The sequence below is a fragment of the Pseudomonas fluorescens genome, assembly GCF_001307275.1.
Classification (GTDB): domain Bacteria; phylum Pseudomonadota; class Gammaproteobacteria; order Pseudomonadales; family Pseudomonadaceae; genus Aquipseudomonas; species Aquipseudomonas fluorescens_AA.
In genome coordinates this window covers 4099352-4113310 of sequence record NZ_CP012831.1, presented here as the reverse complement: position 1 = coordinate 4113310, position 13959 = coordinate 4099352, and the positions used below count along the sequence as shown (strand labels likewise).

Here is a 13959-nt window from a genome sequence, read left to right as displayed (position 1 = left end):
AGTGGATTCCTGCGGCATCATGGGCAAATTTTGTATGGCAGCCCAAAGGAAGCCCCATGAATCTGCCTCCCCGCCAGCAGCAAATCCTCGAACTGGTCCGCGAACGCGGCTATGTCAGCATCGAGGAAATGGCGCAGTTATTCGTTGTCACTCCGCAAACCATCCGCCGCGACATCAACCAACTGGCGGAAGTGAACCTGCTGCGCCGCTACCACGGCGGCGCCGCCTACGATTCAAGCGTGGAAAACACCGCCTACGCCATGCGCGCCGACCAGATGCGCGACGAAAAACAACGCATCGCCGAAGCCATCGCCGCCCAGATCCCCGATCATGCCTCGCTGTTCATCAACATCGGCACCACCACCGAATCCATCGCCCGGGCCCTGCTCAATCACAACCATCTGAAGGTCATCACCAACAACCTGCACGTGGCTTCGATCCTCAGCGCCAAGGACGACTTCGAAGTCCTGATCGCCGGCGGCAACGTACGGCGTGACGGCGGCGTGGTGGGCCAGGCCAGCGTCGACTTCATCAACCAGTTCAAGGTCGACTTCGCCCTGGTGGGCATCAGCGGGATCGATGAAGACGGCAGCCTGCTGGACTTCGACTACCAGGAAGTGCGGGTTTCCCAAGCCATCATCGCCAACGCCCGGCAAGTGCTGTTGGCGGCGGACTCCAGCAAGTTCGGACGCAATGCCATGGTCCGCCTGGGCCCCATCAGCCTGATCGATTGCCTGGTGACCGACCAGCAACCGGTGCCGGCCCTGGCGCAGTTGCTGAGCCAGCACAAGATTCGGCTGGAGGTGGTCTGACTGCCATCTATCCATCCAGCGTTACGGGCTTGAAAATTCTGCTAGTTTGAAAGTAGCCAAGCTGTCGAATACCAGATTTGCTGACAGACCCGGACATCGGGTTTGTGCCCTCTCAATCCTGCGTTCGTTTGGGGATCCGCTGCGCACCAGCCCAGCGGGCGTTAACCAAATGACCACGGCACGTAGTAGCTGCCATAACTTGAGTGTGTGGAGCTACTACTATGAACGATCCGATAAAAAGCCTGCGTTATCTTCCCGGCATCCATCTTCTCGATCGTCCGATGGTCATGGACGTCCCTCCAGAGTCAGGGGTGCTGGATTTGCCCGCGACTCCCGACTCAGGGGTTGTGGTCCGCGTGGCGGTGTATCCGGAAATGGCAAAAAACGACACAGTCCAGCTGTTATGGCGAGGCAGTACTGAAGCGAGCAGTTACTACACGAAGTTATCCGTAAGAGACACGGAGCGCTTTCTGGATTTCATTGTGCCCAAGAGCGTTCTACTGGCCGACCCAGGCACGCCTGCGGGAGGTGATTTAGCGCGCCCTCAGGTCAGCTACGAGGTTTTTCCGGCTTCTGGTGGTACGAAGAAGGAGTCGGCAATTACCGGACTGTATTTTGTAGTCTCCTGGGCATCAACCCCATCGAACCTCCCTCCTACTGTGCCCGCGGCAGCTGATGGCCTGCTGGACCCGGACCAGATAGCCGCCCCCGGGCTCACAGTTCTTTTCCCCCGACCTGTGGTTATTGACGCTCGATGGACAAGCTATGGACGCGACGGCAGAGTGATCTATATGGAGCGCTTTGGGGTAGGCCCTGATCTCTCTGTAGTCATTGTTCGCCCTATCCTGGACCTGACCGAGGATGGCGGAGAAGTACGCATTACCTACTACACGGGTAATGATGAAAACGTTCTCATACATTCGCTTCCCGCCGTCCTGCAAGTCAGCCGCAGTTGACACCAAGCAAGCGCCGGCGATGCGCTATCCGTGTCGCCGGCGCCATTTTCCAAGCCTGCCCCCACCCCTAATTTCTTCGAAAATTTTCCTTTCACTTTCCTTTGATCAGTATTTTCAATCAAAGACGACTGGCTGTTGCTGTCTTTATGGGCTAGTATTTTCGCAAATGAACATTTATGTTCGAATTCAAATATTACGAAAAGAACCCGAGGCCAGCCGATGCCCACTTCTACCTTGCCTACGCCCCCTCTCGCCGAGATCTATGACGTCGCCGTCATTGGCGGCGGTATCAATGGCGTGGGGATTGCCGCGGACGCTGCCGGTCGCGGTCTTTCGGTGTTCCTTTGTGAAAAGGACGACCTGGCCAGCCATACCTCGTCGGCCAGCAGCAAGCTGATCCACGGTGGCCTGCGCTACCTCGAACATTATGAATTCCGCCTGGTGCGCGAAGCACTGGCCGAACGCGAAGTGCTGCTGACCAAGGCCCCGCACATCGTCAAGCAAATGCGCTTCGTGCTGCCCCACCGCCCGCACCTGCGTCCGGCCTGGATGATTCGCGCCGGCCTGTTCCTCTACGATCACCTGGGCAAACGTGAACAGCTCGCAGGCTCCAAAAGCCTGAAATTCGGTGCCGACAACCCATTGAAAAGCGAAATCACCAAAGGTTTCGAATATTCCGACTGCTGGGTCGACGATGCGCGACTGGTGGTGCTCAACGCCATGGCCGCCCGGGAAAAAGGCGCACATGTCCACACCCGCACCCGCTGTGTGAACGCCCGCCGCAGCAAAGGCCTGTGGCACTTGCACCTGGAACGTGCCGACGGCAGCCTGTTTTCGATTCGCGCCAAGGCGCTGGTCAATGCCGCCGGCCCATGGGTCGCCAAGTTCATTCGCGATGACTTGAAGCTGGAGTCGCCCTATGGCATCCGCCTGATCCAGGGCAGCCACCTGATCGTGCCGAAACTCTACGAAGGCGAGCATGCGCACATTCTGCAAAACGAAGATCAGCGCATCGTGTTCACTATTCCGTATCTGAACCAGTTCACCTTGATCGGCACAACTGATCGCGAATACACCGGTGACCCGGCCAAGGTAGCGATCACCGAAGGCGAAACCGATTACCTGCTGAAGGTGGTCAACGCCCACTTCAAGAAGCAGATCAGCCGCGACGATATCCTGCACAGCTATTCCGGCGTACGTCCGCTGTGCAACGACGAGTCCGACAACCCGTCGGCCGTCACCCGGGACTACACCCTGGCGCTTTCCGGTGGCGGCGAAGAAGCGCCCTTGCTGTCGGTGTTCGGCGGCAAGCTGACCACTTATCGCAAATTGGCCGAATCGGCCATGGCGCAACTGGCGCCCTACTTCACGCAGATGCGCGGAAGCTGGACCGCCGTAGAGGCCCTCCCCGGCGGTGAAAACATGACCACCCCGCAAGCGCTGTGCTCGGCGTTGCGGGACAAGTTCGACTGGCTGCCGACCGACATCGCCCGCCGCTGGGCCACCACTTATGGCAGCCGTACCTGGCGCATGCTCGAAGGCGTGCATGACCTGGGCGACCTGGGCGAACACCTCGGCGCCGGCCTCTACACCCGCGAAGTCGATTATCTGTGCAGCGACGAGTGGGCCATCGATGCCCAGGACATCCTGTGGCGCCGCAGCAAGCTGGGCTTGTTCACCACCCCGGCCGAGCAGGAGAAGCTGCAGCAATACCTGGATAAGGTCGAGCACAACCGTCGCAAGATCGAAGCGGCCTGACCGATATCCCGCAACCCCCAAAGCCCCTGAATCCAGCGATTCAGGGGCTTTTTGCTATCTGGCGTCCACCGATGCCCCTGTGGGAGCGAGCTTGCTCGCGATGAGGCCAGCACATTCAACATCCATTGGACTGACACACCGCTATCGCGAGCAAGCTCGCTCCCACAATGAATCGGGGGCAGGCCCAAGCCATTCGGTTTTCCGAACACGACCCGCCAGTCAGTTCGGCTAACCGGATAAAACAGCCCGCCTAAAACCTGAAACAAAACATTAATCACCATTTAAAACAACAAGTTAAACAGACCACCCTGGCCTGGCACGAGTCATGCTCTACACTTCTGGAGACGAATGCCTGTACGCCAACACACCAGGAGCTGCCAGGTATCTCGAAGTACTCAGGGCCGACGAACCGGCCGAAATAAAAAAAACAATGTCGAGGAAACATCGATGCGTATCGTTCCCCATCTCCTGGGCGCAGCCATTGCTGCCGCTCTGATCAGCACTCCGGTTTTCGCAGCCGAACTGACCGGCACACTGAAAAAGATCAAAGAGTCCGGCGTCATTACGCTTGGGCATCGCGACGCTTCCATTCCGTTCTCCTACATCGCGGACGCTTCCGGCAAGCCGGTCGGCTACTCCCACGACATCCAGCTGAAAGTCGTCGAAGCGATCAAGAAAGACCTGGACCTGCCCAACCTGCAGGTCAAGTACAACCTGGTCACCTCGCAAACCCGTATCCCGCTGGTGCAGAACGGCACCGTGGACCTGGAATGCGGCTCCACCACCAACAACGTCGAGCGTCAGCAGCAGGTTGACTTCTCCGTTGGCATCTTCGAGATCGGCACTCGGCTGCTGACCAAGAAAGATTCCAAGTACAAGGATTTCGACGACCTCAAGGGCAAGAACGTCGTGACCACCGCCGGCACCACGTCCGAGCGCCTCCTCAAGTCCATGAACGCCGACAAGCAAATGGGCATGAACGTCATCTCCGCCAAGGACCATGGCGAGTCCTTCCAGATGCTCGAAGGCGGCCGTGCCGTTGCCTTCATGATGGACGACGCCCTGCTGGCCGGCGAAGCCGCCAAGGCCAAGAAAGCCGACGACTGGGCCGTGACCGGTACACCACAGTCCTACGAAATCTACGGCTGCATGATGCGCAAGGGCGACGAGCCGTTCAAAAAGGCTGTGGATGACGCCATCAAGGCCACCTACGCTTCGGGCGAGATCAACAAGATCTACGAAAAATGGTTCATGCAACCTATCCCGCCAAAAGGCCTGAACCTGAACTTCCCGATGAGCGACGAACTCAAGGCATTGATCGCCAAGCCAACCGATAAAGCGGCTGACGACAAGAAATCCTGATTTCTGACTAACCTTATCTCCTGAAGGGGCCTGGCCCTTTCAGGGGATGGTCACTCCCTGCTGGCAAATTTGGAAAACACTCGAACCGGTGGCTGTCGAGCCGATCGCGTGTGCCTGGCCTCCAAGCCGGGCGGGAACGGAGCTTCCCCAGGCGGGCATTTGTATCTCGAACGATCTGAGGGGAGACCCTAATGAATTACAACTGGGACTGGGGCGTGTTCTTCAAGTCCACCGGCGTGGGCAGCGAGATTTATCTCGACTGGTACCTGGCCGGCCTGGGCTGGACCATCGCCATCGCCGTCGTGGCCTGGATCATCGCCCTGCTGCTGGGCTCGTTGCTCGGCGTGATGCGCACCGTGCCGAACCGGCTGGTGTCGGGGATCGCCACCTGCTACGTGGAACTCTTCCGTAATGTGCCGCTGCTGGTTCAGCTGTTCATCTGGTACTTCCTGGTGCCGGACCTGCTGCCCGCCGATATGCAGGAGTGGTACAAGCAGGACCTGAACCCGACCACCTCGGCCTACCTGAGCGTCGTCGTGTGCCTGGGCCTGTTCACCGCCGCCCGGGTCTGCGAACAAGTGCGCACCGGTATCCAGGCGCTGCCGCGCGGCCAGGAATCCGCCGCCCGAGCCATGGGTTTCAAGCTGCCGCAGATCTACTGGAACGTGCTGCTGCCCCAGGCCTATCGGATCATCATTCCGCCGCTTACCTCGGAATTCCTCAACGTCTTCAAGAACTCCTCCGTGGCCTCGCTGATCGGGCTGATGGAGCTGCTCGCGCAGACCAAGCAGACCGCCGAGTTCTCCGCCAACCTGTTCGAAGCCTTCACCCTGGCGACGCTGATCTACTTCACCCTGAACATGAGCCTGATGCTGCTCATGCGCATGGTCGAGAAGAAAGTCGCGGTGCCCGGCCTGATCTCCGTGGGGGGTAAATGATGGAATTCGATTTCACTGGCGTCATACCGGCCATTCCCGGCTTGTGGAACGGCATGGTCATGACCCTCAAGCTGATGGCCATGGGCGTGGTCGGCGGGATCATCCTGGGGACGATCCTGGCGCTGATGCGCCTGTCCCACAACAAGCTGATCTCCAACATCGCCGGCGCCTACGTCAACTATTTCCGCTCGATTCCGCTGCTGCTGGTCATCACCTGGTTCTACCTGGCCGTGCCGTTCGTGCTGCGCTGGATCACCGGCGAAGACACGCCGATCGGTGCATTCGGTTCTTGCGTCGTGGCGTTCATGATGTTCGAGGCGGCGTACTTCTGCGAAATCGTGCGGGCCGGCGTGCAGTCGATCCCCAAGGGCCAGATGGGCGCGGCACAGGCACTGGGCATGAACTATGGCCAGACCATGCGCCTGATCATCCTGCCCCAGGCGTTTCGCAAGATGACCCCGCTGCTGCTGCAACAGAGCATCATCCTGTTTCAGGACACCTCGCTGGTCTACACGGTCGGCCTGGTGGACTTCCTCAATGCTTCGCGGGCCAATGGCGACATCATCGGCCGCTCCAATGAGTTCCTGATCGTCGCAGGTCTCGTGTACTTCACAATCAGCTTTGCCGCCTCGCTGCTGGTCAAGCGTCTGCAAAAAAGGTTCGCCGTATGATCTCTATCAAGAACATCAACAAGTGGTATGGGGACTTCCAGGTACTGACCAATTGCAGCACCGAGGTCAGCAAGGGTGAAGTTGTGGTGGTGTGCGGACCATCGGGTTCGGGCAAATCCACGCTGATCAAATGCGTGAACGCTTTGGAGCCATTCCAGAAAGGCGACATCGTGGTCGATGGCACCTCCATCGCCGACCCGAAGACCAACCTGCCGAAACTGCGTTCGCGGGTGGGCATGGTGTTCCAGCATTTCGAACTGTTCCCGCACCTGACCATCACCGAAAACCTGACCATCGCGCAGATCAAGGTGCTGGGCCGCAGCAAGGAAGAAGCCACCAAGAAAGGCCTGCAACTGCTTGAGCGGGTCGGTCTCTCGGCCCACGCCCACAAGCACCCGGGCCAGCTCTCCGGCGGCCAGCAGCAACGCGTGGCGATTGCCCGTGCCCTGGCGATGGACCCGGTGGTGATGCTGTTCGACGAACCGACCTCGGCCCTTGACCCGGAAATGGTCAACGAAGTGCTCGACGTGATGGTGCAACTGGCCCACGAAGGCATGACCATGATGTGCGTGACCCACGAAATGGGCTTCGCCCGCAAAGTGGCGAACCGGGTGATCTTCATGGACCAGGGCCAGATCATCGAGGACTGCAAGAAAGAAGAGTTCTTCGGCGACATCAGTGCCCGCTCCGAACGCGCGCAGCATTTCCTTGAGAAAATCCTGCAGCACTAAAAACACCGCTCCCCACTGTGGGAGCGAGCTTGCTCGCGAATAGGGCAGCACATTCAACATCAATGTGGCTGACACACCGCTTTCGCGAGCAAGCTCGCTCCCACAAGAGATCGGAGTTGGCTTGTAGATTTGTGTTGTGGTTGACCCAAGGCTTCTGTGATGAAATGCGACCCCACCCTTTATCGCGCCGCGCCGCCATCACTCGCCGTGAAACCCCGCCTGATCCGCCATCTGTTCCTGCCGCCGCTGGTCATTGCACTGATGATCGGCCTGGGTTACCTCGGCTTCTGGATCAGCGAGCACTATGGCGTACGTGGCCTCGCCGAGAATGGCGAGCGTCAGCTGGAGCTGCACGCCCGTGCGGTCGAGAGCGAGATCAGCAAGTACACCTACCTGCCCAGCCTGCTGGAGCTTGAATCGAGTGTCTCGCAACTGCTCGACGACCCCACGCCCGAGCATCGCAAGACCGTCAACGAATACCTCGAAGGCCTGAACCGCCGCAGCCGCAGCCGGGCCATCTACGTGATGGACACCACCGGTCGGGTGATGGCCACCAGCAACTGGCGCGATGTCGACAGTTACCTGGGCGAAGACCTGTCCTTCCGCGCCTATTTCCAGAACGCCGTACGCGGCCAGCCGGGACGGTTCTACGGCATCGGCAGCACCAATGGCGAACCCGGCTACTACCTGGCCCATGGCCTGGAGCAACAGGGCAAGATCATTGGCGTGGCCGTGGTCAAGGTGCGCCTCGAAGCCATGGAAGAGCGCTGGCAGCGAGCGCGGCTGGAGGCGTTCGTCAGTGATGAGAACGGCATCATCATCCTGTCCAGCGACCCGGCGCGACGGCTCAAGTCGGTGCGCCCCCTGAGCGACGAGACCAAGGAGCGCCTGGCCCGCAGCCTGCAATATTATTGGTTCCCGCTCAACGAACTGGTGCCCCTGGCCCGGGAACGCCTGGCCGAAGGCATGGAGAAGCTGACCTTCCCGGCCAACACCGAACTGGTGTCCGACGAACGCGCCATCAGCTACCTGTCGCAGACCCGCCCCTTGAGCGATACCCCGTGGAATTTCACCCTGCTGACGCCTCTTGAAGACCTGCGTCGCCAGGCGATCAACCAAGGCATCCTGGTGGCCGTGGCCTTCGCCCTGGTGGCGTTCCTGCTGATCGCCTGGAACGAACGACGCAAGGTCATCGCCACCCGCCTTGCGGCCCGGGAAGCCTTGCAGGAAGCCAACAACCAGCTCGAGCGTCGGATTACCGAACGCACCACCGACCTGCGCGCCAGCAACGAACGACTCAAGGGCCAGATCCGCGAGCGGCGCCAGGCCGAAGAGACCTTGCGCCGGGCCCAGGACGAACTGGTCCAGGCCGGTAAACTGGCGGCCATCGGCCAGATGTCCACCAGCATCGCCCATGAGCTCAACCAGCCGCTGGCGGCGCTGCGCACCTTGTCCGGCAATACCGTGCGCTTCCTGGAGCGCGGCCAGCTGGACATCGCCAGCACCAACCTCAAGACCATCAACGAATTGATCGACCGCATGGGCCGGATCACCGCCAGCCTGCGCGCCTTCGCCCGGCGCGGCGACGACCAGGGCCGGGCGAGCCTGGGCAAGGCCGTCGAGGCCGCATTGCAATTGCTGGGCGGGCGCCTGGAAAACCTGGACATCCAGATCCACAGCGGTTTCGATGACGTCCAATTGCAAATCGACCAGACCCGCCTCGAACAGATCCTCGTGAACCTGATCGGCAACGCCCTGGACGCCATGCAAACGCAACCCGAGCCGAAACTGTGGCTCGACGGCCAGGCCGCCGATGGCAAATATCGCCTTCGGGTGCGGGACAATGGTCACGGCATCGATCCTGAAGCCCGCAAGCATTTGTTCGAACCGTTCTTCACCACCAAACCTGGCGAACAGGGCCTGGGCCTGGGCCTGACGCTCTCGGCGAGCCTGGCCGCCGCCGCGGGTGGACACCTGGGCGTCGAGTACCCGCTCGAGCGTGGCACTACGTTTGTCCTCAATCTACCGTTGGTCAGCCTTTCACCTGCCGAGCCGCTATGAACCACGACCTGAGCGTACTGATCGTCGAAGACGACCCCCACGTCCTGCTGGGCTGCCAGCAGGCCCTGAGCCTGGAGGACATTCCCTGCATCGGCGTGGGCAGCGCCGAAGAGGCCCTGGAGCGAGTCGACGATAACTTTGCCGGCATCGTCATCAGCGATATTCGGCTGCCGGGCATCGACGGCCTGGAACTGCTGACTCGTCTCAAGGCCCGGGACCGCAGCCTGCCGGTGGTGCTGATCACCGGCCACGGCGACATTTCCATGGCCGTCGGAGCCATGCAAAAAGGCGCCTATGACTTCATGGAGAAACCCTTCTCCCCTGAGCGCCTGGTGGACGTCGCCCGTCGCGCCCTGGAACAGCGCAGCCTGGCCCGGGAAGTGTCATCGCTGCGTCGGCAACTGGCCGAACGCGACTCCCTGGAAGGCCGGATCATTGGCCGCTCGCCGGCCATGCAGCATCTGCGCGCGCTGATCGCCAACGTCGCCGACACCTCGGCCAACGTCCTGATCGAAGGCGAAACCGGCACCGGCAAGGAACTGGTCGCCCGCTGCCTGCATGATTTCAGCCGGCGCCACGACAAGCAGTTCGTCGCGCTGAACTGCGGCGGCCTGCCGGAGAACCTGTTCGAAAGCGAGATTTTCGGCCACGAGGCCAACGCCTTCACCGGGGCCGGCAAACGCCGGATCGGCAAGATCGAGCACGCCGATGGCGGCACGCTGTTTCTCGATGAAGTGGAAAGCATGCCCCTGCCCTTGCAGATCAAGTTGCTGCGCGTGTTGCAGGAACGCACCCTCGAACGCCTGGGCTCGAACCAGAGCGTGGCGGTGGATTGCCGGGTGATCGCCGCCACCAAGTCCGACCTGGACGAAATGGGCCGGTCCGGGCAATTCCGCAGCGACCTGTATTACCGCCTCAACGTGGTGACCCTGGAACTGCCGCCCTTGCGCGAGCGGCGCGAAGACATCCTGCAATTGTTCGAGCATTTTCTTCAGCAGTCGTCCCTGCGCTTCGACCGTACGGTGCCGGAGCTGGACAACCAGACCCTGTCGAACCTGATGAGCCACGACTGGCCGGGCAACGTGCGCGAACTGCGCAACGTCGCCGAGCGCTACGCCCTCGGCCTGCCGGCGTTCAAGCGCTCCGGTGCCAGTGGCGGCAGCCAGGGCCTGGCCTTCGCCGAAGCGGTGGAAGCGTTCGAGCGCAACCTGCTGGTGGACGCCCTGCAACGCAGCGGCGGCAACCTGACCCAGGCCAGTCAGGAGCTGGGCATGGCCAAGACCACGCTGTTCGACAAAGTCAAAAAATATGGCCTGAGCCATTAACCGAAAGGTGAACGTGTGGACCTGATTTTCAAGGCGGCGCTGGGTGCAGCCGTGGTGGTCATCCTGGCGATGCTGGCCAAGACCCGGAATTACTACATCGCCGGGTTGGTACCGCTGTTCCCCACCTTCGCCCTGATCGCCCACTACATCGTCGGCAAAGGCCGCTCGGTGGACGATCTGAAGACCACCATCGTGTTTGGCATGTGGTCGATCATTCCGTACTTCGTCTATCTCGCAACGCTGTACGTCATGGTCGACCGCCTGCGCCTCGAAGCCTCATTGGCCGTGGCAGCCGTCGCCTGGCTGATGGCAGCGACGGTGCTGGTCACCGTTTGGGTGCGGGTGCACGGCTGATCCCTGTAGGCGCTGCTCGACAGCGCCTACAAAACCTACGGCTCAATAGCCGACAGTAAATCGCGTCCGCGAAAACTGCGGCGTCTCCACTTCATCGATCATCGCAATGGCGTAGTCGGCAAAGCTGATCCAGCTACGCCCGTCGGCGTCGAACAGCAGGTGATCCTTGCCGACACGGAACTGGCCCGTGCGCTCGGTTTCGACGAACTCCGCCGAAGGCGAGAGGAAGGTCCAGTCCAGGTCCTGTTCCTTGCGCAGCACATCCAGGAACAAGGCACCGGCGCTGGCTTCGGCCAGGTATTCCTCCGGGAAGCCGTCGCTGTCGATCACCCGGCTGTTATCCGGCAGCAGCAACGAACCGGCCCCGCCGACCACCAGCAAGCGCTTGACCCCGGCGGCTTTCACCGGTGCGATGACCTTGTCTGCCGGCACGCTGGCAAAGTGCGTGGCACTGATCACCACGTCATGCCCGTCGATGGCGGCGATCAGCGCCTCGCTGTCCAATACGTCCACCTGCTTGCTGACCACCCCGGCCCTTTCGCCGATTTTCGCGGTGTTGCGGGCAATGGCCGTCACGCTGTGACCACGGCGCAGGGCCTCTTCCAACAGTTGGCTGCCGGCCCGGCCGGTGGCGCCGATGATTGCGATCTTGCTCATGGTGTTCTCCAGTGATTACACATAAATGCCATTTGAAACGGTTGACGCGGTACATCGTCGTGGCATATGTGGCGAGGGAGCTTGCTCCCGCTGGGTCGCGCAGCGGCCCCAAACCGGTGGATACCCTACGTCGGGCACACCCCGTGGATCGTTTTGCGGCTGCTTCGCAGCCGAGCGGGAGCAAGCTCCCTCGCCACAAAAGCACCTCAGCCAAAAGCCATCGATGACAAGCACCCCGCCACACAATCAGTCATTCACCACTTCATCTCGCCCTTCGCCACCTTGGCACTGAGCTCCAGGGAGCTGTCTTCACCCAGGTCCGGATAGCGTAGTTTCATGGCGCGGATCAGCGCGGCGGAATCCTTGGCCTTGGCGGTTTCTTCGTCGAAAGCCTTGATGTAGCCGGCGGTGAAGCGCACCGGGGCCAGGGAACGGGCGCTGTCACCCAGGTAGTGACCCGGAATCACCGTGCTCGGTTGCAGCTTTTCGATAGTGTCCAGCGTCGCCAGCCAATCCTTGTGAGACTGCGGCGTCTGGGTATCGGCCATCCATACATGAATGTTTTCGGCCACCACGACACCACCCACCACGGCCTTGATCGATGGAATCCACACGAAACTGCGGTCCGGCTGCGGACCATCGAGGCCGACGACCTGCAAGCGCTGGCCTTCCAGGGTCAGGCTGTCGCCCTTGAGCACCTGGGGCACGATGGCTTTGGCCGGCGCATCGGTCTTCAGGATCGGCCCCCAGTATTTCAGTTTGCCGTCCATGGTCTGCTTGATGTGTTCGACGGTCGGCGCCGACGCCAGCACCTTGGCCTCAGGGAACGCGGCGGTGAGGGTCTCCAGACCAAAATAGTAGTCTGGATCGCCATGGCTGATGTAGATCGTGGTCAATCGCTTGCCACTGGTGCGGATTTTTTCCACCACCTGGGCGGCCTGGGATTTGCCGAACTGGGCGTCCACCAGAATCGCCTCTTTTTCACCGCTGACCAACACCGAGGTCACCGGGAAAACCGCCGCCGCGCCAGGGTTGTAGACGTCGAGCGTCAAGTCGGCGGCCCAGGTCTGGGCAGTGAAAGCCAGGGCGGCAGTTGCCAGCAGCAGGCGCTTGAGTGGGATAAAGCCGGTCATGTGTGCTCCGTTGTCCAAAAACCCGTCAGGGGAATGAGACTGAGCTTAGTTACCTGACTCGTTACAAAAAATGCGATGCTGGAACATAGTTTGTTTCTGAAATCGGGCAAATCATGGATCGTCTACAAGCAATGCGGGTGTTTGTCACGGTGGTCGACCTGGGCAGTCAGTCGGCAACGGCTGAGCACCTGGACCTGTCGCGACCCGTGGTGTCGCGCTACCTGGCGGAGCTGGAAGACTGGGTCGGCGCCCGGTTGATGCACCGCACCACCCGCAAGCTGAGCCTGACGGCCGCAGGTTCCGAGATCCTGCCGCGCTGTCGGCAGATGCTGGAGCTGTCCGGCGACATGCAAGCCGCCGTCGGAACCCCGGACGACGCGCCACGGGGCATGTTGCGCATCAGCGCCAGCACCTCGTTCGGCCAGGCCCAACTGGCGAGCGCCATGGCCGACTACGTCAAGCACTATCCAGGGGTGAGCATCGACCTGCAGATGCTCGACCGCACCGTGAACCTGGTGGACGAGCGCATCGACCTGGCGATCCGCATGAGCAACGACCTGGACCCGAACCTGATCGCCCGCCGCCTGACGGTCTGCCGTTCGGTGATCTGCGCCTCGCCGCGGTATCTGCGTGAGCATTCGACACCGCTGCGCGTGGAAGACCTGAGCCGGCACAACTGCCTGACCCACTCCTACGTCGGCAAGAGCCTGTGGCATTTCGAGCAGGACGGCGAGCAGGTCTCGGTGCCGGTGCAAGGCAACATCAGCGCCAACGAAGCCAGCACATTGCTTCAAGCCACGATAGCCGGCGCAGGCGTGGCGATGCTGCCCAGCTACCAGGCCGGCGCCCACCTCAAGAACGGCGAACTGATCCGCCTGCTGCCCCATGCCGAACCGCGCCGGATGAACATGTACGCGGTGTACGCCTCACGCAAGCACATGCCCTCGGCGCTGCGCAGCCTGCTGGATTTTCTGGTGCTGAAGTTTCCCGAGACGCCGGAGTGGGATGTGGGGTTGTAGAAAATATTCGCCTCACCACTGTCCACCTGTGGGAGCGAGCTTGCTCGCGATAGCGGTGTGACAGCCAGCAGAGAGGTTGACTGACATTCCGCTATCGCGAGCAAGCTCGCTCCCACAAGGGCCAAGGTAGTTTTCTCAAGTACCGTCCCAGGATTTCACCAACAGCCCGCCCCAAGGCATAC

13 protein-coding genes are annotated in these 13959 nt (G+C 61.0%); 11 read left to right on the top strand and 2 right to left on the bottom strand.

From position 1 onward, the window contains the following. The first annotated feature begins 56 nt into the window (after positions 1 to 56). From AO356_RS18270 to AO356_RS18225, 10 genes are all read left to right on the top strand, one after another. Entirely contained in the window at positions 57 to 812 is a 756-nt protein-coding gene (locus AO356_RS18270; RefSeq protein ID WP_003204973.1) for a DeoR/GlpR family transcriptional regulator, read from the top strand. 221 nt (positions 813 to 1033) lie between these two features. Then, positions 1034 to 1768: a hypothetical protein gene (locus tag AO356_RS18265; protein WP_060740930.1), complete on the top strand. Its 735-nt coding sequence runs from the start codon at positions 1034 to 1036 to the stop codon at positions 1766 to 1768. A gap of 219 nt (positions 1769 to 1987) precedes the next feature. Further along, entirely contained in the window at positions 1988 to 3526 is a 1539-nt protein-coding gene (gene glpD / locus AO356_RS18260; RefSeq protein ID WP_060740929.1) for a glycerol-3-phosphate dehydrogenase, read from the top strand. Between the two features lie 447 nt (positions 3527 to 3973). After that, positions 3974 to 4888 (top strand): glutamate/aspartate ABC transporter substrate-binding protein, encoded by a 915-nt coding sequence (locus AO356_RS18255; protein ID WP_060740928.1) that lies wholly within the window; start codon positions 3974 to 3976, stop codon positions 4886 to 4888. A 191-nt stretch (positions 4889 to 5079) separates the two neighbouring features. Then, the gene (locus AO356_RS18250; protein WP_060740927.1) at positions 5080 to 5826 is read left to right on the top strand and encodes an amino acid ABC transporter permease; all 747 of its coding nucleotides are present in this window, start codon (positions 5080 to 5082) and stop codon (positions 5824 to 5826) included. Then, a complete protein-coding gene (locus AO356_RS18245) occupies positions 5826 to 6497 on the top strand; it encodes an amino acid ABC transporter permease (RefSeq protein ID WP_060743144.1) in 672 nt (223 codons plus the stop codon). Before AO356_RS18250 ends, AO356_RS18245 begins: the two co-directional genes overlap by 1 nt. Next, positions 6494 to 7228: an amino acid ABC transporter ATP-binding protein gene (locus AO356_RS18240; RefSeq protein ID WP_003204983.1), complete on the top strand. Its 735-nt coding sequence runs from the start codon at positions 6494 to 6496 to the stop codon at positions 7226 to 7228. Before AO356_RS18245 ends, AO356_RS18240 begins: the two co-directional genes overlap by 4 nt. Before the next feature lie 159 nt (positions 7229 to 7387). Then, positions 7388 to 9289, top strand: coding sequence for a sensor histidine kinase (locus AO356_RS18235; protein ID WP_060740926.1), 1902 nt, complete (start codon positions 7388 to 7390; stop codon positions 9287 to 9289). Positions 9290 to 9333: 44 nt separating this feature from the next. Continuing rightward, positions 9334 to 10614: a sigma-54-dependent transcriptional regulator gene (locus tag AO356_RS18230; protein ID WP_231139257.1), complete on the top strand. Its 1281-nt coding sequence runs from the start codon at positions 9334 to 9336 to the stop codon at positions 10612 to 10614. Positions 10615 to 10638: 24 nt separating this feature from the next. Further along, positions 10639 to 10968 (top strand): GlpM family protein, encoded by a 330-nt coding sequence (locus tag AO356_RS18225; RefSeq protein WP_170842284.1) that lies wholly within the window; start codon positions 10639 to 10641, stop codon positions 10966 to 10968. A 42-nt stretch (positions 10969 to 11010) separates the two neighbouring features. On the opposite strand, the gene AO356_RS18220 is transcribed toward AO356_RS18225, so the two are convergent. Together AO356_RS18220 and AO356_RS18215 are read right to left on the bottom strand one after the other, a co-directional pair. Beyond that, a complete protein-coding gene (locus AO356_RS18220) occupies positions 11011 to 11625 on the bottom strand; it encodes an NAD(P)-dependent oxidoreductase (RefSeq protein ID WP_060740924.1) in 615 nt (204 codons plus the stop codon). A gap of 254 nt (positions 11626 to 11879) precedes the next feature. Beyond that, positions 11880 to 12758, bottom strand: coding sequence for an MBL fold metallo-hydrolase (locus AO356_RS18215; protein ID WP_060740923.1), 879 nt, complete (start codon positions 12756 to 12758; stop codon positions 11880 to 11882). A gap of 113 nt (positions 12759 to 12871) precedes the next feature. Between AO356_RS18215 and AO356_RS18210 the strand changes: the two genes are divergently transcribed. Beyond that, entirely contained in the window at positions 12872 to 13777 is a 906-nt protein-coding gene (locus AO356_RS18210; RefSeq protein WP_060740922.1) for a LysR family transcriptional regulator, read from the top strand. The last annotated feature ends 182 nt before the right edge of the window (positions 13778 to 13959 follow it).